Origin of the sequence: Variovorax nitratireducens, assembly GCF_051216545.1 — a bacterium.
Lineage (GTDB): Bacteria > Pseudomonadota > Gammaproteobacteria > Burkholderiales > Burkholderiaceae_C > Variovorax.
In genome coordinates this window covers 288901-305872 of sequence record NZ_JBPJZO010000002.1, presented here as the reverse complement: position 1 = coordinate 305872, position 16972 = coordinate 288901, and the positions used below count along the sequence as shown (strand labels likewise).

Annotated in this window: 18 protein-coding genes; 7 read left to right on the top strand and 11 right to left on the bottom strand. The window is 68.5% G+C overall.

Going from position 1 to position 16972, the window contains the following annotated elements; genetic code table 11:
- From ACSFA8_RS06765 to ACSFA8_RS06740, 6 genes are read right to left on the bottom strand one after another with little or no spacing between them, the layout of a single operon-like run.
- Window positions 1-807 (bottom strand): cyclase family protein, encoded by an 807-nt coding sequence (locus ACSFA8_RS06765; RefSeq protein ID WP_435478733.1) that lies wholly within the window; start codon window positions 805-807, stop codon window positions 1-3.
- A 28-nt stretch (window positions 808-835) separates the two neighbouring features.
- Window positions 836-1618, bottom strand: coding sequence for an ABC transporter permease (locus tag ACSFA8_RS06760; protein WP_435478732.1), 783 nt, complete (start codon window positions 1616-1618; stop codon window positions 836-838).
- Window positions 1615-2469: an ABC transporter permease gene (locus tag ACSFA8_RS06755; protein WP_435478731.1), complete on the bottom strand. Its 855-nt coding sequence runs from the start codon at window positions 2467-2469 to the stop codon at window positions 1615-1617. Before ACSFA8_RS06755 ends, ACSFA8_RS06760 begins: the two co-directional genes overlap by 4 nt.
- Entirely contained in the window at window positions 2462-3232 is a 771-nt protein-coding gene (locus ACSFA8_RS06750) for an ABC transporter ATP-binding protein (protein WP_435478730.1), read from the bottom strand. The genes ACSFA8_RS06755 and ACSFA8_RS06750 overlap by 8 nt, the downstream gene beginning before the upstream one ends.
- Entirely contained in the window at window positions 3232-4179 is a 948-nt protein-coding gene (locus tag ACSFA8_RS06745) for an ABC transporter substrate-binding protein (RefSeq protein WP_435478729.1), read from the bottom strand. The genes ACSFA8_RS06750 and ACSFA8_RS06745 overlap by 1 nt, the downstream gene beginning before the upstream one ends.
- The gene (locus tag ACSFA8_RS06740; protein WP_435478728.1) at window positions 4176-4907 is read right to left on the bottom strand and encodes a TetR/AcrR family transcriptional regulator; all 732 of its coding nucleotides are present in this window, start codon (window positions 4905-4907) and stop codon (window positions 4176-4178) included. The genes ACSFA8_RS06745 and ACSFA8_RS06740 overlap by 4 nt, the downstream gene beginning before the upstream one ends.
- Window positions 4908-5006: 99 nt before the next feature.
- Between ACSFA8_RS06740 and ACSFA8_RS06735 the strand changes: the two genes are divergently transcribed.
- From ACSFA8_RS06735 to ACSFA8_RS06725, 3 genes are all read left to right on the top strand, one after another.
- Window positions 5007-7034 (top strand): acetoacetate--CoA ligase, encoded by a 2028-nt coding sequence (locus ACSFA8_RS06735; protein WP_435478727.1) that lies wholly within the window; start codon window positions 5007-5009, stop codon window positions 7032-7034.
- Window positions 7035-7065: 31 nt separating this feature from the next.
- Window positions 7066-7647, top strand: a complete 582-nt coding sequence (locus tag ACSFA8_RS06730) for a DUF4124 domain-containing protein (RefSeq protein WP_435478726.1) — start codon at window positions 7066-7068, stop codon at window positions 7645-7647.
- 130 nt (window positions 7648-7777) lie between these two features.
- Entirely contained in the window at window positions 7778-8344 is a 567-nt protein-coding gene (locus ACSFA8_RS06725; protein ID WP_435478725.1) for a hypothetical protein, read from the top strand.
- 35 nt (window positions 8345-8379) lie between these two features.
- Here the strand turns inward: ACSFA8_RS06725 and ACSFA8_RS06720 are convergent, their stop codons facing one another.
- Genes ACSFA8_RS06720 through ACSFA8_RS06710 form a run of 3 tightly spaced genes read right to left on the bottom strand, consistent with a single transcriptional unit; the run spans window position 8380 to window position 10353 of the window.
- Entirely contained in the window at window positions 8380-8856 is a 477-nt protein-coding gene (locus ACSFA8_RS06720; protein WP_435478724.1) for a DUF2269 family protein, read from the bottom strand.
- Window positions 8853-9239: a DoxX-like family protein gene (locus ACSFA8_RS06715; RefSeq protein WP_435478723.1), complete on the bottom strand. Its 387-nt coding sequence runs from the start codon at window positions 9237-9239 to the stop codon at window positions 8853-8855. The genes ACSFA8_RS06720 and ACSFA8_RS06715 overlap by 4 nt, the downstream gene beginning before the upstream one ends.
- On the bottom strand, window positions 9226-10353 hold the full coding sequence (locus ACSFA8_RS06710; protein ID WP_435478722.1) for a saccharopine dehydrogenase family protein: 1128 nt from the start codon (window positions 10351-10353) through the stop codon (window positions 9226-9228). The genes ACSFA8_RS06715 and ACSFA8_RS06710 overlap by 14 nt, the downstream gene beginning before the upstream one ends.
- A gap of 194 nt (window positions 10354-10547) precedes the next feature.
- On the opposite strand from ACSFA8_RS06710, the gene ACSFA8_RS06705 reads away from it, so the two are divergent.
- Window positions 10548-10928 (top strand): VOC family protein, encoded by a 381-nt coding sequence (locus ACSFA8_RS06705; RefSeq protein ID WP_435478721.1) that lies wholly within the window; start codon window positions 10548-10550, stop codon window positions 10926-10928.
- 3 nt (window positions 10929-10931) lie between these two features.
- Here ACSFA8_RS06705 and dapB read toward each other — a convergent pair whose 3' ends face one another.
- Complete coding sequence (dapB, locus tag ACSFA8_RS06700; RefSeq protein WP_435478720.1) at window positions 10932-11744, bottom strand: 4-hydroxy-tetrahydrodipicolinate reductase; 813 nt, start codon at window positions 11742-11744, stop codon at window positions 10932-10934.
- Window positions 11745-11763: 19 nt separating this feature from the next.
- Entirely contained in the window at window positions 11764-12672 is a 909-nt protein-coding gene (locus tag ACSFA8_RS06695) for a LysR substrate-binding domain-containing protein (protein WP_435478719.1), read from the bottom strand.
- 173 nt (window positions 12673-12845) lie between these two features.
- Here ACSFA8_RS06695 and ACSFA8_RS06690 point away from each other — a divergent pair, with 173 nt between their 5' ends.
- From ACSFA8_RS06690 to treF, 3 genes are read left to right on the top strand one after another with little or no spacing between them, the layout of a single operon-like run.
- Window positions 12846-14045 carry an acyl-CoA dehydrogenase gene (locus ACSFA8_RS06690; protein WP_435478718.1) on the top strand — a complete coding sequence of 400 codons (1200 nt, stop codon included), beginning with the start codon at window positions 12846-12848 and terminating at the stop codon, window positions 14043-14045.
- Between the two features lie 2 nt (window positions 14046-14047).
- The gene (locus ACSFA8_RS06685; protein WP_435478717.1) at window positions 14048-15280 is read left to right on the top strand and encodes a CaiB/BaiF CoA transferase family protein; all 1233 of its coding nucleotides are present in this window, start codon (window positions 14048-14050) and stop codon (window positions 15278-15280) included.
- Complete coding sequence (gene treF, locus ACSFA8_RS06680; protein WP_435479200.1) at window positions 15277-16899, top strand: alpha,alpha-trehalase TreF; 1623 nt, start codon at window positions 15277-15279, stop codon at window positions 16897-16899. The genes ACSFA8_RS06685 and treF overlap by 4 nt, the downstream gene beginning before the upstream one ends.
- Window positions 16900-16972 lie beyond the last annotated feature (73 nt).

Sequence of the window (16972 nt, the reverse complement as noted above, 5' to 3'; positions counted from 1 at the left end):
TCAAACCGAGGCCATCAAGGCGTCATCGAAGATCGCGACGGCGCGCGTCCAGCCGGCCGAGGCACCGCGGATCTTGTGCGGGAAGCAGCTGATGAAGAAGCCCGAGGGCGGCAGCGCCTCCAGGTTGTGCAGCTTCTCGAGGTGGCAGTAGCCGATGTCGCGGCCGGCCTTGTGGCCTTCCCAGATGAGGGACGCGTCATGCGTCTCGCCATACTTCTTGGCGGTGTGCACGAAGGGCGCGTCCCAGCTCCAGGCGTCGGTGCCGGTCAGGCGCACGCCGCGTTCCAGCAAATACATCGTCGCCTCGTAGCCCATGCCCGCGCCGGCCGAGACGAAATCGGAGTGACCGTAGCGCGAACCGGCGCGGGTGTTGACCACCACGATCTCCAGCGGCTTGAGCGTGTGGTCGATGCGCTTGAGCTCGGCCTCGACGTCTTCTGCCGTCACCACGTAGCCGTCGGCGAAGTGCCGGAAGTCCAGCTTCACGCCGGGCTGGAAGCACCATTCGAGCGGCACGTCGTGGATCGCGATCGCGGGCTTCTTGTCGCCCAGCGCCTTGTCCATGGTCGAGTGGAAGTGGTAGGGCGCATCGAGGTGCGTGCCGTTGTGGGTGGAGAGCTGCACCATCTCCACCGCCCAGCCTTCGCCGTCGGGCAGGTCTTCCTTTTTCAGGCCGGGAAAGAACGGCTCGATCTGCTCGTAGGTCTGCTCGTGCGTGAAGTACTGGATCTTCGGCGCGAAGGCGGGCGGGTCGGACAGCACGTCGTTTTCGAGAAAGATCGAGAGATCGACAAACTTGCGTGGCATGGGGGCTCCTTTGGAATGTGTTGTGAGTTCAGGGGTGCTGCCAGCGCAGCAGCTTCTTTTCGGCGATGGCCAGCAGTGCGTTGCTGGCAAAGCCAATCAGGCCCAGCAGCACGATGCCGGCGAACAGGTCGCTCGCACGGAACGCGCGCGCCGCGAGCAGGATGGCCTGGCCCAGGCCGCTTTGCGAGGCGATCATTTCGCCCACCACGGCGACGATCAGCGAGATCGTCATCGACAGGCGCATGCCGGCCAGGATGTCGGGCAGGGCGTTCGGCAGGCCGACCTTCCAGATGAAGGCTGCGCGCGACATCTGCAGGCAGCGCGCCACCTCCGACAGGCGCGGCTCCACCGCCGCAAAGCCATGCACCGTGGCCAGCAACACCGGCCACATGGCGCCGAAGGCGACCACGAACAGCACCATGCCCGGGTTCAGGCCGAAGATCGAAATCGCCAGCGGCAGCAGTGCCGAGGCCGGCAGCGGGCGGACGAACTCCAGTGTCGGCTGCACCCAGGCGCGCACCGCCGGTGAGACACCGATCGCCGCGCCCAGCAGCACGCCGAACAGCGATGCCAGCAGCCAGCCCTGCAGCATGCGCAGCACCGTGGCCTGCGTGAAAGCCAGCAGCTCGCCATTGCCGGTGCCGGAGAGATTGAGGCCGTCCGCCAGGCTCGCCAGCGTGGCCTGCGGCGTCGGCAGGAACACGCGGCTGACCCAGCCGGCATTGCTGGCGCCCCACCAGAGCGCAACCAGCAGGGCGAGCACGCCGACCGAGCCGAGCCAACCCGCCGCCTGATTCTTGCGGCCGTTCATGCCGGCACTCCCATTCGGCGCGCCACGAAGCGTTGCAACTGCAGCATGCCGACATTGACCGCGAAGCCGACCACGCCGATCCAGCCCAGCCAGGCCAGCATCAGTGCCGGGTCGAGGCTCTGCTGCGCGATCATCATTGCGTAGCCCATGCCGTTGGGGTTGGCCGCGATCTCGACGGTCACGGCCACCACCAGCGCGACCGCGACGCCAAGCCGCAATGCCACGAACAGCCGCGGCACGATCGCGGGCAGCACGATCTTCCAGGCCCGCTCGCGCGCCGAGAGGCCTAGCACGCGGCTCACTTCGAGCAGGCGCGGCTCGACCTGCTGCACCGCCGACTGCACCAGCACCAGCATCGGCCAGAAGGTGGCGAAGGCGACGATCGACAACTCCATGCGCACGCCGAAGCCGAACATCAGCATCGCCAGCGGAATCAGCGCCACCGAGGGCACCGGGCGGAACACCTCGATCGACAGAAAGCTCAGGCGCGCGGCGCGGCGCGAGAGCCCGAGCGCAATGCCAAGCCCCACGCCGAGCCCGGCGCCGATCAACAGCCCGAGCGCGGCGGTGCCGAGCGTGAAGCCGGTGGCCTGCCAGAGCGAGCCATCCATGGCCGCCGCGACGAAGGCCTTGGCTGCCGCGCTCGGCGGCGCGAGCGCATCGCTGCCCAGTGCCGCCGCACGCCGCGCGTACCACTCGAACAAAGCCAGCAGCGCCAGCGGCAGTGCAAAAGGACGGACGAATCCAGGAACACCGCGGAACCGGCTTCGCCGGGCCGCTGGTGTTGCCCCCTGCAAGGGGGTGGGCGAAGCGACACGAAGTGCGCGAAGCCTGGGGGTGTGCCTAATCATTGCCGTGCTCGATGAAGGCGAAGAGCTCGCGGCGCAGCTTGACGAACTCGGGGTGTTCCTTGGTCGTCAGCTGGTCGCGCGGGCGCGGGATCTGCACGTCGATCATCCGCGCCAGGCTCGGCCGGCCCGGGCCGGGGTTGGCCTGCAGCGCGATCACGCGGTCGCCGAGGTAGATCGCTTCCTCGAGGTCGTGCGTGACGAACAGCACCGTCAGCCCGTCGTCGCGCACCAGTCGAGCGAGCTCATCCTGCAGGCTCTGGCGCGTGAGCGCATCGAGCGCGCCGAAGGGCTCGTCCATCATCATCAGCTCGGGCTTTTGCGCGAGGCAGCGCGCGATCTGGGCGCGCTGCTGCATGCCGCCCGAGAGCTGCACCGGGAATTTGTGCCCGTGCTTCGCGAGGCCGACCTTGGCCAGCACTTCGGCGATGCGCGCCGGGCGCTCGGCGCCCGGAATGCCGGCGGCTTCGAGTGCCAGGCTCACGTTGCCCTCGACGGTGCGCCAGGGCAGCAGCGCGCGGCCGTAGTCCTGGAACACGAAGGCCACTTCGCGCGAAGGCCCGGTCATGGGCACGCCGTTGCGCCGCACCTCGCCGGCGCTGGCCGTGGCCAGCCCGCTGGCCGCGCGCAGCAGCGTGGTCTTGCCGCAGCCGCTCGGGCCGACGATGCAGACGAACTCGCCGCGCCCCACGTCGAAGGAGGTGGGCGAGAGGATCTCCTGCCTGCCGAAGCAGATGGCCACGCCGTCGAAGCGCAGGAACGGCATCACTTGGCGATCAGCCTGGCGGCTTCGAGCGGGGTCTTCAGCATTTCCTGGTCTTTCATCAGATCGATCCAGTAGCCGACCTGCTTCTCGCTCACGATCGCGCCGGGCGGCGAGATCTGGGCCTTGGCCAGCACCTCCGGCGGCAGCTTGATGTACTTGCCGATCGCACTGCGCATCCGGGCGTCGTTCTTCGGCTGCTGCATGAAGGCTGCGGCCTCGACCACCGCCTCGCGGAAGCCACGCGCAGCGGCCGGGTTCTTTGCCACCCACTCGCGCTTGGCGGCATGCACGATGGTCTGGTTGCCTTCGGGCAGAAAGGTGGCGTAGTACGAGGCTACATAGCCCGCGCCGCTCTCGGTGATGCGGCTCATGAACGGGTCGGCCGTCACCACCGCATCGACCGAGCCGCCGCGCAGCAGATCGGCATGCTGCGGGAACGAGGCCTCGACGAAGCTCACCTTGCGGTAGTCCACGCCACTGCCCTTGAGCCAGGCACGGAAGGTCACGTGCAGGAAGGCACCGAGGCCGGGCACGCCGATCTTCTTGCCCACGCAGTCCTGCGGCGTGCGGATGCCCGAGCCCGCGCGCGCCACCAGGCCAAAGCCGGTGAAGGTCTTGGAGGTGACGCCGCCGCCGGACACCAGCACCAGGTCGAGCCCGCCATCCACCGCCTGCAGGAACACCGAAGGCGTCGGCCCGCCGATGTGGAGCGAGTCCGACTGCAGCGCCGCCGGAATGGTCGAGTTGAGCGGAATGAACTTGAGCTCGACATCGAGGTTGCGCTTCTTGAAATAGCCCTCTTCGGTCGCCACGAAGACCGAGGCGAAGTCGGTCACGGCCGTGTAGCCGAACACGATCTTCGAAGGGGGCTGCTGCGCATGCGAGGGCAGTGCGGCGGTGGCCGATGCGGCTGCGAGCGCCGACAGCAGGGTGCGTCGTTTCATCATGGCTTGGGTCTCCTGGGGATGGTCTTTTGTGTGCGCGGGGTCTTGGGTTTCGGCAGCGCGGCACGCAGGCCGCCGACGATGAAGTTCACGAGCATCGGCGCCACGGCCGGGTCGCTCGGCTGGTTCTCGCCATGCGAGAGGCGCTCGATGCGGGTGCTGTTCAGATGGCTCAGCAGCGTTCCCAGCGCGAACTGGTAGCCCCAGGCGACCTGGCCGCGCGTGGCATGCGGCAGCGCGATGAGCAGTGCGTCGATGAATGCCTCGGCCAGCGGGTCGAAGTAGCCGCGCAGCACGCGGTCCGCCTCTTCGTTGGTGTGAAAGAGCTCGCGCGCCACCAGCAGTGCGTAGTGTTCGCCCTCGGTGCTGGCGCGCAGGGCCAGCACCGGGGCAGTGAAGGCTTCGATGATGCGCGGCAGCGTGTGCGGGTCTTCGGGGTCGTTCTCGACCGCGGCGAGGCCTGCAAGCCGCGCCTTGATGGTGTGGCTCCAGTGTTCGAAGATGGCGTGAAAAAGCTCGTGCTTCTGGCCGTAGTAGTAGCCCACCAGGGCCAGCGGCACGCCGGCCTCCTCGGCGATCTGGCGGATCGTCACGGCGTGGTAGCCGTGCTGTGCGAACAGCTTCTCGGCCGCCAGCAGGATGGCCTGCCGGCGGTCGGGCCGGGCGGCCTCGGCGCTTACGGCGGCGGCCCGATGGGCGCTGCGCCTGGCGGGCGGGGTGCGAGCATTCATGGCGCGTATTGAACGCTTGTACAAAAATCTTGTACACACGTACAAACCCTGAGGTCAACCCCGATTGAGCATGCTCGTTCGCAGGGCTACGCTCGGTTCATGCCCGCTCCCAACATTCCCCAGATCCGCCTCTATCAAAACTGGCTGCGCGAGACGCGCGGCCTGTCATTCGACAGCTACGACGCGCTGTGGCGCTGGTCCGTCACCGATCTCGATGCCTTCTGGCAAAGCATCTGGGACTACGCCGGCCTCCAGTCGCCGACGCCGCACAGCGCGGTGCTGGCCGACCGCAAGATGCCGGGTGCCGTATGGTTTCCGGGCGCCCAGGTCAACTACGCGCGCGAGATCCTGCGCCACGCCGATGCAGCCCATGCCGCCGGCATGCTCGCCATCGTCAGCGACAACGAACTCGGCGAAGTTCGCGAGCTGTCATGGCCTGAGCTGCGCCGGCAGATCGGCGCGGTGGCGCTCACGCTGAAGTCGCTCGGCGTGCAGCGCGGCGACCGCGTGGCCGCCTACCTGCCAAACGTGCCGGAAACCATGGTCGCCTTTCTCGCCTGCTCGAGCATCGGTGCGGTCTGGAGCGTGTGCGCGCCCGACATGGGCACGGCCGCCGTGGGCGACCGCTTCCGCCAGATCGAGCCCAAGGTGTTGATCGCGGTCGACGGCGTGCACTACGGCGGCAAGCCGCTCGACCGCAGTGCGGTGCTGCAGGAACTGCGCGGCCAGCTGCCGAGCGTGCAGAAGCTGCTGCTCGTGAAAACGCCCTTCGCCGCGAGCCCCGTCGAACATGATGTCGACTGGGCCGAGGCCATGGCGCGCAACGATGCCGCAGTGGCCGCCTTCGAACCCGAGTGGCTGCCCTTCGACCACCCGATCTGGATCGTCTATTCGAGCGGCACCACCGGGCTGCCCAAGCCCATCGTGCACGGGCAGGGCGGCATCCTGCTCACCATGCACGCCTGCGGCCTGCACAACGACGTGGGTGCGAGCTACGGCGCCAACAACTTCGGCGAGCGCTACCACTGGTACAGCTCCACCGGCTGGGTGATGTGGAACTCGCAGCTCTCGGGACTGGCCTTCGGCGCCACCATCTGCATCTACGACGGCAACCCCGCGGGCAGCAAGGAGAAGCCCGACTGGAGCGTGCTGTGGCGCTTCGTCGCGCGGCACAAGGTCACCTTCTTCGGCGCGGGTGCGGCCTACTTCACCAACTGCATGAAGGCCGGCATCGTCGCGAAGGATTGCGGCGACCTGTCGCGCGTGCGTGCCCTCGGCAGCACCGGCTCGCCGCTGCCCGAAGAAGTGCAGCGCTGGGGCACGCAACAGATCCTCGATGCAGGCTCGAAGGAAGTGTGGTGGTGCAACATTTCCGGCGGCACTGACTTCTGTGGCGCCTTCGTCGGCGGCAACCGCGAGCTGCCCGAAGTGCCGGGCCAGATGCAGTGCCGTGAGCTTGGCCATGCGGTCGAAGCGTGGAATGAGCAGGGCCAGCCGGTCATCGGCGAAGTCGGCGAGCTGGTCTGCACCCAGGCCATTCCGTCGATGCCGCTCTACTTCTGGGGCGACGAAGGCAACGCGCGCTACCTGTCGAGCTACTTCGACACCTATCCCGGCGTCTGGCGCCACGGCGACTGGATCAGGATCGGCGAAGACGGCGGCTGCATCATCTACGGCCGCAGCGACGCCACCATCAATCGCCAGGGGCTGCGCATGGGTACCAGCGAGATCTACAGCGCCGTCGAAGGCCTGCCCGAGGTGCTCGACTCGATGGTGGTCGATCTCGAATACCTCGGCCGCGACAGCTACATGCCGCTGTTCGTGGTGCTGCGCCCCGGCGTCGCGCTCGACGACACGATGCGCGGCAAGCTCAACAACGCCATCAAGACCTCGCTGTCGCCACGCTTCTTGCCGAACGACATCTTCCAGGTGGACGAGATCCCGCGCACGCTGTCGGGCAAGAAGCAGGAGCTGCCGATCAAGAAGCTGCTGCTGGGCCAACCGATCGAGCGCGTGGTCAACAAGGAGGCGATGGCGAATCCCGGCAGTCTGGATTGGTACGTCGCGCTGGCGAAGCAGCGCGCCGCCGGCGCACTGGCCGCGGCCCCGGCGTCGAGCAGCTCGTAGTGCCATTCCAACGGCGTCACAATGGCCGTTCATGAAGTCCTTGCTTGTCCTCGCAATCCTGGCCACCTTCGGCGCGGCTGCCGATGCGGAGGTCGTTCGTTGCGCCGACGCAGCCGGCAACGTGAGCTACACCGACAACGCTTGCCCCCCAGGTGCCAAGCCGGTGGGGCGCGTCGCGATTCCAGAGCCCGTGGTTCCGAGTGCCGACGAAGTCGAACGGCGCCGCCAGGCGCAGATCGACAGCGCTGCCCGTTCGAGCCAGTCGCAGCGCGAATCGGCCGAAGCGGCCGCGCGCCAGCCGGCACCGCAACCGAGCGGGCCGATCGTCATCGACGCCGGCCGCAGTGGCCCTACGGGCGGCCGGGCGTCGGACAGCCGCTGGAGCAACCGCAGCGACGAACCGGCATTCATCGACGATGGCGAGCCTTACCCCGGCGTGGCGGGCCGCCCGGTGCGGCCGCGCAACATGGCGCCGCGCATTCGCAACTGCGATGCCGGTGGCTGCCAGGACACGCAGGGCAACCACTACAACCGCTCGGGCCAGCTCGACCGCTATCGCAGCATCGACGGCAAGACCTGCCAGCCGGTCGGCACGACCACGATCTGCCGCTAGCCGCTACTGCGGCTTGCGGCAATCGCCGCCGACCGACGCCGTGCCGGCGGCCTGCATGAATCCCCCGCGGGACGGCATAGGCCACGCGGACGATCGCGAGCCGGCGCCATCGCCGCTAAGCTCGCGACCCATGCCTGCAGACACCCGCCCGCAAGACGCGACGAAGATCGCGCTGTCGCCGGACGGCATGCTGCGCATCGAGCAGGAACTGATCGAAGACGATCGATCCGGCCCGTGGGAAACCACACGCGTGTTCGCGCTGCCCGGCGGCACGCTGCTCGCGCAGGCAACGAGCCACGGCTACGCGACCGAGCCGCCGCGCTTCCCGGCGCATGGCGTGGTCGTGCTGCCGCTCACCGACCGCTCGGGCCAGTGGCGGCAGGTGCGCATCGATGCGGTAGCGCGCGGCTTCCGGCTGCTGCCGGGCGAGGTCGACGAACCGCTCGGGCTGCTGTCGAAGCGGCTGGGCCTGGACGAGGCGGCCGCGCCCTACACACCGCCGCCGGCGGTGGTGTCGGCGGCGCAAACCTTCCTGATGCTGCTCACCACTTTCGGCAGCCTCGTCTTCGTGCTCGGCGGGCTGTGGATGATGTGGTCCGGCCAAACCGCGAAGGATCGCTGGACGGGGCTCGCGGGCGTGGTGTTCTTCGGCGGCTGCATGTGGGGGTCGTTGTCGGAGATGCGGCAGCGGCGCTGATCAGGGCGGCGCGGCTGTCGCGTCCGGCCTTCGCCTCAGCCCCAGAGTGCAGGCTTGGCGACCATCAAATAGAACACCCCCAGCATCGCGACGAAGGCCGGGTATCCCAGGCCCTCCCAGCAGCGGGCGTAGCGCCAGTACATCGCTGGCAGGGCGCCGCCGCGTCGGCTCGCCTCTTGTGCCATCGCCGCCATGCGCAGTTGCAGCCAAACAACTGGCAGCCAGCAGGCGCCGGCCAGCGCGAACAGGCCCAGCGAGGCCACCAGCCAGGGCGTGGTGAAAGGCAGGCCGGCCAGGTACGCCATCAGCAGGCCGGTGGCCGGCTGGATCAGTACGGTGGGCGTGGTGAACCACCAGTCGGCCCGCACCACGAGCCGCGTGACCACGGCCTGCGCTGCCACGCTCTCGCTGCGGTTCGCAAAGAACATGTAGAAGGCCGAGCCGAAGCCGGTGCCCACGAGCACCACGCTCGACAGGATGTGCAGCCACTTCACCAGCAGATAGAGGCTCATGCACGCTTCCTGGCCAGCACCCACAGCGCGGCGGCGATGGGCAGGTTCTTGGTCAATGGCCCCAGCGGGTGCAGCCACCAGGCGGGTTCGATGGCGGTCGCGATCAATGTCATGAGCAGCATCATCCCCAGCGCGGCGAGAAAAACGGCGCGCACGGGTCGCAGCCACAGCAGGAGCCCGAGCACCACGTCGACCGCCGCGCCGGCCAGAATGACCGCGCGCGTCAACGCCGGGTTCGCGATGCCCGCAAGCGACACGAGCTGCGCGCTTTGCCCCTGCAGCTCCCACACGCTGGCCGCCGCGGTGAACAGCCAGACAAACACCAGGCTGAAGCGAAGCAGGTTCAAGTCGTTGTCCGTCGTCATGGTGTCAGCGGTGGGCATGCGGCGGGTCCTCGTCGACGGTGTCGCAGACCATGCCCCAGCGTGCGAACTCCGGCGCGAACGCGTCCAGCGGCAGCAGGCCCATGCAGCTCATGGCGCCAGACGGCAACCCGGGCCGGCCTTGCGCCAACCGGCGCGCCAGCAGAATCGCGGCCATGCACGGAATCTCGGGCCCGTGGTCGTGATCCGCGGCGATGTGCCAGGCGCGCCGCGCCGGTTGGCCCATGGCATCACGCCCTTCGACGCGCACCACCATGCCACCCAGCGCCGAGCCGAGGAAGTCGAAGGTGCGACCAAAGCGATTCAGCAATGCCGCCAACCGTGCCGGCCTGGACAGGACGCCGGCTGCACGCAACGCTGCCAGCAGCGCAAACACGCGCTGCGCCAGTCCCACCTCGAGCGCTGCACGGAACATCACGCGTTGCGTGACGCCATAGCGTGCGGGGAACAGCTCCAGGTCAGGGATGTCGCAAAGCGCACCCCGGCGCGGCTTGATGCGCTCGAACTGCACGCGCGCGGGCCGCGCCCACCCGGGCTGCTTCTGCCAGCGGCCCTGATCCCACACCTCGATGGCCTCGCCGCAATAGCTCAGCACGCCGGCCAGCGTCGCTTCGCCGCGCGGTGCCGTCTGCGCGGGTGCAATGCAGGTGTCGATGCTTTGGATGTGCTGCCATCCGGCGGCAAGGTGATCGACCACGGCGGACGAAAGCGCCGGCACCGTGCTTGCGCCGCTGACGGCCGTGCGGCCTGCGGCCCTGAACCGCGCGTCGAGCGCCGCCCCGAAGTCGCAGACGAAGCGCCGCCCGTCGGCCAGGTCGATGTAGTGGGCGCCGGCGGCAGCCGCGGCCTCTGCCACACGCCAAGCCTGTGCCTGGAACGGCCCCGCGGTATGGATCACCAGTTCGACGCCGAGCATACGCAGGGTCGGAGCCAGATCAGGCGCGGCGTGGTCGATGGTCACGCCGCGCGCACCGCCACCCAGTTCGTTCGCCAGCGCATCGGCCCGCTGCGGGTCTCGGCCACCGATCAGCAGCGCGATGGCGCTGTCGCCCGCAAGCGCGCGGCAGATGCGTGTGCCGAAGTTGCCATAGCCGCCGAGCACCAGTGTTTTCAACGCCGCGATTCCCTATCGATACAACTTGCTTACTATGAAATTAATAGCTGACCGCGTCCGCCGGACGGGCGCGCGAGGCCTATTCTGCTTGCAAGGAAAGGTGCCGGCGCCGACGACCGACGCAGACTGTCACAGCGCCGCGGCGCCCGCATGTGAAGAATGCCGATTGCGAGCCACGACGACCAAGGACTGCCATGCTCAAGACCGCCACGCTGCACGCCTATGTGCCCGCCCACGACGTGGAGCGCTGCCGCCGTTTCTACGACGAGAAGATCGGCCTCGGCCCCGGGCGCAAGGCCGGCCCGGGCTACACCTTCGACTGCGCGGGCGGCACCTCCTTCTTCGTCTACCCGTCGCCCGGTGCCGGCACCAACAAGGCGAGCTGTGCCTTCTGGCATGTTGACGACGTTGCGTCCGTTGTCGACTGGCTGAAGGCCCGCGGCGTGGCGTTCGAGCAGTACGACATGCCGGAGACCGCGCCCGGCAGCCGCATCTATCCGGCCGAGGATGCCAGTGCCGCGTGGTTCAAGGACACCGAGGGCAACATCATGGCCGTGGTGCAGAGCCCGTACTGAGCGCTAGATATCCATCACCTTGTCGAGCCCGCGCAGCAGCCCGGTGTGGCCGCCGACCTTGCGGATCGCGAGCAGCGCGCCATCGACATAGGGCTCCGCGCTGGCGCCGGCTTCGTGCCGCAGATGCAGTCGCTGGTCTTTCATGCCGAAGATGGTTTCGATGCCGAGCACGAAGCCCGGCACGCGCACCGCGTGCACCTGTACGCCGTTCAGCGTGGCACCGCGAACGCCATCCGGGCCGTTGACCTGGTCGAGCGGCACGCCAATCGCCGGCTGCCGCACCGCTCCGAGCCGCAGCGCGAGTTCGCGGCCGGTGCCGGAAGGCGCATCGGGCTTCGAATCCTTCGCGTAGTCGATGATCTCGAAGTTCGGGATGTAGCGCGCTGCCATTTCCGCAAAACGCTGCAGCAGCACAGCCGTGAGGGCGAAGTTGCCGCAGGCGAGCACGCCGCGGTCTGTGTCGCGCGCGGCCTTGTCGATCGCGGCGTAGTCCGCGTCGCTCAGGCCCGAGCTGGCGACCACCACATGCGCGCCGGCCGCCAGCGCGGCCAGGATGTTGGTCTTGACGATCTCGATGCTGCCGGGCTTCGCATACTCGACATACACGTCGCAGCCCTTGGCCAGCGCGATCGCCTCGGCGGCGCTGCCGGACACCATGCCCGTGATCGCCGGCAGGTTCAGCAACTCGCCGAGCGGCCGTCCGGCATTGCGGTGCCCGACGGCACCCACCAGCTGGAGATCGTCTTGTGCCGCGATGCCGCGGGCCAGCGCCGCGCCGGCCCAACCCGTGGCGCCGGAAAGAATCACACGCTGCATGGCTGCTCCTTTTCTTGTGTCATGTGCTGCTACTACGCGCCTGCGCCTGCAGCCAGGTGATGAACCGCATCAACAGCGGCCGGTCGTCGCCGCGTTCGGGGGTGACGAGATAGTAGTTGCGCTCGCCCGAGAGCGGCCGCGCAGAGGCCACCACCAGGTCGCCGCGCGCCAGTTCGTCTTCCACCAGCATGGTCGGCATCAGCGCCACTCCAAGGCCGTGCGCGGCGGCGGTGGCCAGCATCGAGAACAGTTCGTAGCGCGGGCCGCCGCGCGCGTTGGGCGCGTCGACCTGCTGCGCGTCGAACCACTGGCGCCAGCCGTCGGGGCGGGTGCTCTGCTGCAGCAGCGGCAGCTTCGCCACCGCCGCGGGCGCGACCGGCTTGCCCCGTGGCAGCAGCTTCGGGCTGCACACCGGCACCACGTCCTCGTGCAGCAGCAATAGCGCGCGCGTGCCGGCCCAGTTCGCGACCTGCGCGGGGGTGCCGGCGTACAGCGCCGCATCGAACTCGGCATCGGCAAACAGGAACGGGCGGGTGCGCGTCTCGATGTGCACCACCACGTCGGGTTGCAGCGCAGCGAACGCAGGCAGGCGCGGGATCAGCCAGCGCGTGGCGAAGGTCGGAACGGCAGCCAGCGCGAGCGACCCCCCTTCGCCCTGGTGCGCCATCGCGTCGAGCGTGTCGCGCTCCATCGCCTCCAGCCGTTTGGTGATCTGCCGGGCGTAGGCGGCGCCGCTCGCGGTGAGCGCGACGCCGTGCCGCGTGCGGCGAAACAGGGCCACGCCCAGAAAGGCCTCAAGCGTGCCGATCTGGCGCGACACGGCGCTCTGCGTCAGCGCGAGCTCCTGCGCCGCGCGCGTGTAGCTCTCGTGCCGGGCTGCGGCATCGAAACACACGAGAGTTTGCAGGGGCGGGATTTTTCGGCGCATGTATGCTGCCAGTGTATGACTGGGGCGGGGTCGTTGCCAATGGCAATGGCGGGAAAGTTCGCCACGAGACATGCGCTTGTCTCATATCTGGGTGCGGATTACTCGTTTGCGCCATGGCCCTTGCGCCGCTAGGATCGACCGCATCCCCCCATTCAATTTCCGGAGACAGCCACATGGCCACCAAAGCGCACTTTCACTGGGACGACCCGATGTTGCTCGAGCAGCAGCTCACCGACGACGAGCGCATGGTGCGTGACGCGGCCAATGCCTACTGTCAGGAACGCCTGCTGCCGCGCGTGACCGAAGCCTTCCGTTCCGGCGTGACCGACCCGGCCATCTTTCGCGAGATGGGCGCACTGGGCTTGCTGGGCCCGACCATTCCCGAGCAGTACGGCGGCCCCGGCCTCAACTATGTCTGCTACGGCCTGATTGCGCGCGAAGTCGAACGCGTCGACTCCGGCTACCGTTCCATGGCCAGCGTGCAGAGCTCGCTCGTGATGGTGCCGATCAACGAGTTCGGCACCGAAGCGCAAAAGCAGAAGTTCCTGCCCAAACTCGCCACGGGCGAATGGATTGGCTGCTTCGGCCTGACCGAGCCCGACCACGGCTCCGACCCCGGCAGCATGGTCACCCGCGCGAAGAAGGTGCCGGGCGGCTATTCGGTCAGCGGCGCCAAGATGTGGATCAGCAATTCACCGATCGCCGACATGTTCGTGGTCTGGGCCAAGGAAGTCAGCGAGTCCGGCACGGTCGGCCCGATCCGCGGCTTCGTGCTCGAGAAGGGCATGAAGGGCCTGAGCGCCCCCGCGATCCACGGCAAGGTCGGCCTGCGCGCCAGCATCACCGGCGAGATCGTCATGGACAACGTGTTCTGCCCTGAGGAAAACGCGTTCCCCGAAGTGCAGGGCCTCAAGGGCCCGTTCACCTGCCTCAACAGCGCCCGCTACGGCATCTCGTGGGGCGCACTCGGCGCCGCCGAAGACTGCATGCACCGCGCCCGCCAGTACACGCTGGACCGCAAGCAGTTCGGCCGCCCGCTCGCGGCCAACCAGCTGATCCAGAAGAAGCTGGCCGACATGCAGACAGAGATCGCCCTGGGCCTGCAGGGCAGCCTGCGCCTGGGCCGCATGAAGGACGAAGGCACGGCATCGGTCGAGATCACCTCGATCGTCAAGCGCAACAACTGCGGCAAGTCGCTCGACATCGCCCGCATGGCACGCGACATGATGGGCGGCAACGGCATCAGCGACGAGTTCGGCGTGGCACGGCATCTGGTCAACCTCGAAGTGGTCAACACCTACGAAGGCACGCACGACATCCATGCGCTGATCCTGGGCCGTGCCATCACGGGCATCGCGGCGTTCGCGAACTGAGCATGGCAGCGGCAGCCCTCGACGGCATCAAGGTTCTCGACCTCTCGCGCGTGCTCGCGGGCCCGTGGTGCACGCAGATCCTTGCGGATCTGGGTGCCGACGTGGTCAAGATCGAGCGCCCCGGCGTCGGTGACGACACGCGCACCTGGGGCCCGCCGTTCCTGAAGGACGCGGCCGGCCACGACACCAACCAGTCGACCTACTTCACCGCCTGTAACCGCAACAAGCGCTCGGTCACGCTCGACATGGCCACGCCCGAAGGGCAGGCCCTGCTCAAGAAGATGGCCGCGCAGAGCGACATCGTGGTCGAGAACTTCAAGACCGGTGGGCTCAAGCAGTACGGGCTCGACCACGAGAGCCTGCGTGCCGCGAACCCGCGCCTCATCTACTGCAGCGTCACCGGCTTCGGCCATGACGGCCCGCACGCGTCGCGCGCCGGCTACGACCTGATGATCCAGGCCACCAGCGGCATGATGAGCATCACCGGCCGCCCCGACGAGGCACCCGGCGGCGGCCCGCTGCGCGTGGGCGTGGCGCTCACCGACCTGTTCACCGGCGTCTATGCGAGCACCGCGATCCTGGCCGCGCTCGAAGTGCGGCACCGCACGGGCGAGGGCCAGCACATCGACATGGCCTTGCTCGATGTCGGCATGGCGATCCTCGCGAACCAGGCCAGCGCCTTCCTGAACACCGGCGTGGCGCCGCAGCGCCAGGGCAACAGCCATCCGAGCCTGGCGCCCTACCAGGACTTCCACACCAAGGACGGTTCGATGCTGCTGGCCATTGGCAACAACGGCCAGTTCGCGCGCTTCTGCGAAGCGGCGGGCCATCCCGACTGGGCCGCCGATGCCCGCTTTGCCACCAACACGCTGCGCGTGCGGCACCGCGAACTGCTGATTCCGCAGATGGAAGCGGTCACGCGCACGCGCAATACGGCCGAGTGGATCGCGCTGCTCGAAGACAAGGCCGTGCCCTGCGGCCCGATCAACGACATCGCACAGGCTTTCGACGACGAACAGGTCAAGGCGCGCGGCCTGGCCGTCGCCATGCCGCGCGATGCGGGCGATGGCATTGCGCAGATCGTCGGCGTGGCGAGCCCGCTGCGCCTTCAGGCCACGCCCCCGGTGCTGCGGCATGCACCGCCGGCACTCGGCCAGCACACCGACGAGGTGCTGGCCGAATTGGGCCTTGATGCGAAACAGCTGGCCGCGCTGCGCTCGGCGGGGGTGGTCTGACGACGCATCACGCACAACGGGCCGCGGCGTGTCCGGCGCCGGACACGCTGACGCCGGCGGATCGCTACCAGGAGCTGTTCACGGCCGTGCAGGGCGCGCGCGTGTTTGCCGACAGCAAGACCTTCGTCGACTGCGCGCCGCGCGGCGAACCGGCCGACATCCTCGCGTCCTTCCGCGCGCAGTGCAACGCAGCCGGCTTCGACCTCGCTGCATTCGTCGCTGCCAACTTCGAGGTGCTGCTGCCCGAACCCAGCGAGTACGTCTCGGTGCCAGGCCAGCCGCTCTGTGCGCACATCGACGACCTGTGGCCCGTGCTCACGCGGCAGCCGCTCGACCATCCGCCGCGCGGCTCGCTGCTGCAGTTGCCGTACCCGTACGTGGTACCGGGCGGCCGCTTCGGCGAGCTCTACTACTGGGACTCGTACTTCACGATGCTTGGCCTCGCCGCCAGCGGCCGACCCGAGCTGCTGCACGATATGGTCGGCAACTTCGCGCACCTGATCGACACCTACGGCCATGTGCCGAACGGCACGCGCACCTACTACCTCACGCGCTCGCAGCCGCCGCTGTTTGCATTCATGGTCGAGCTCGCGCAGCGGCTGGGCAGCATCGACGCGGCGGACTGCCTGCCCCAACTGCGGCAGGAGCACGCCTGGTGGATGCGCGGCAGCGAAGGCCTGGCGCCGGGCGCGGCCAGCGGGCGCGTGGTGCGGCTGCCCGACGGGCGGCTGCTCAACCGCTACTGGGACGAGCGCGATACGCCGCGCGAAGAAGCCTGGCTGGAAGACGTGACGACGGCGCGCGCCTCGGCATCCGACGCAGCGCAGGTCTATCGGCACATCCGCGCCGCGGCCGAATCGGGCTGGGACTTCAGCACGCGCTGGCTGGCGTCGTCGTCGCCGGCCGCGAACGATGCCGCGTCGCTCGCCGGCATCTGCACCACCGACATCGTGCCGGTGGATCTCAACGCCTTCCTCTACAAGCTCGAAACCACGATCGCCGACATCGCGCAACAGGCGGGTGACGCGGCCACGGCGCAGGCGTTCGCGCAGCATGCGCAGCAGCGCAAGGCCACCGTCGTCGAGCTGCTGTGGGACGAAGGGCAGGGCGCGTTCTTCGACCACGACTGGCGGCTCGGCACCCGGCGCACCTGCCTCACGGGGGCCACCATTGCGCCGCTGTTCGCCGGCCTTGCCGAACCGGCACACGCCGACGCATTGGCGGCCACCGTGTCACGCCGGCTGCTCGCACCCGGCGGCTTCTCGACCACCGAATACGCCAGCGACCAGCAGTGGGACCAGCCCAACGGCTGGGCCGCACTGCAATGGATGGCGATCGACGGCTTTGCGCGCTACGGGCACGAGGCGCTCGCGCGCACCATCGCGCACCGCTGGCTCGCCACGGTTGCGGCGGTCTATGAGCGCGAGGGCAAGCTGGTAGAAAAGTACGCGCTGCGCCAGCGCGAGCATGAAGCTTCGGCCGGCGGCGACGGCGGGGAGTACCCGCTGCAGGACGGCTTCGGCTGGACCAATGGCGTCACCCGCGCATTGCTGGCGACGCACCTGCAGCACACGGCGCACGGCTGCGTCGCCCACTCGGCTGCGCCGCTGCACCGTTAGTGCGGTGCAGCGTCGAACGGCGCCGCCGCATAGACCACCTTGCCGCCCACCATCGTCATCAGCGACACCGTCT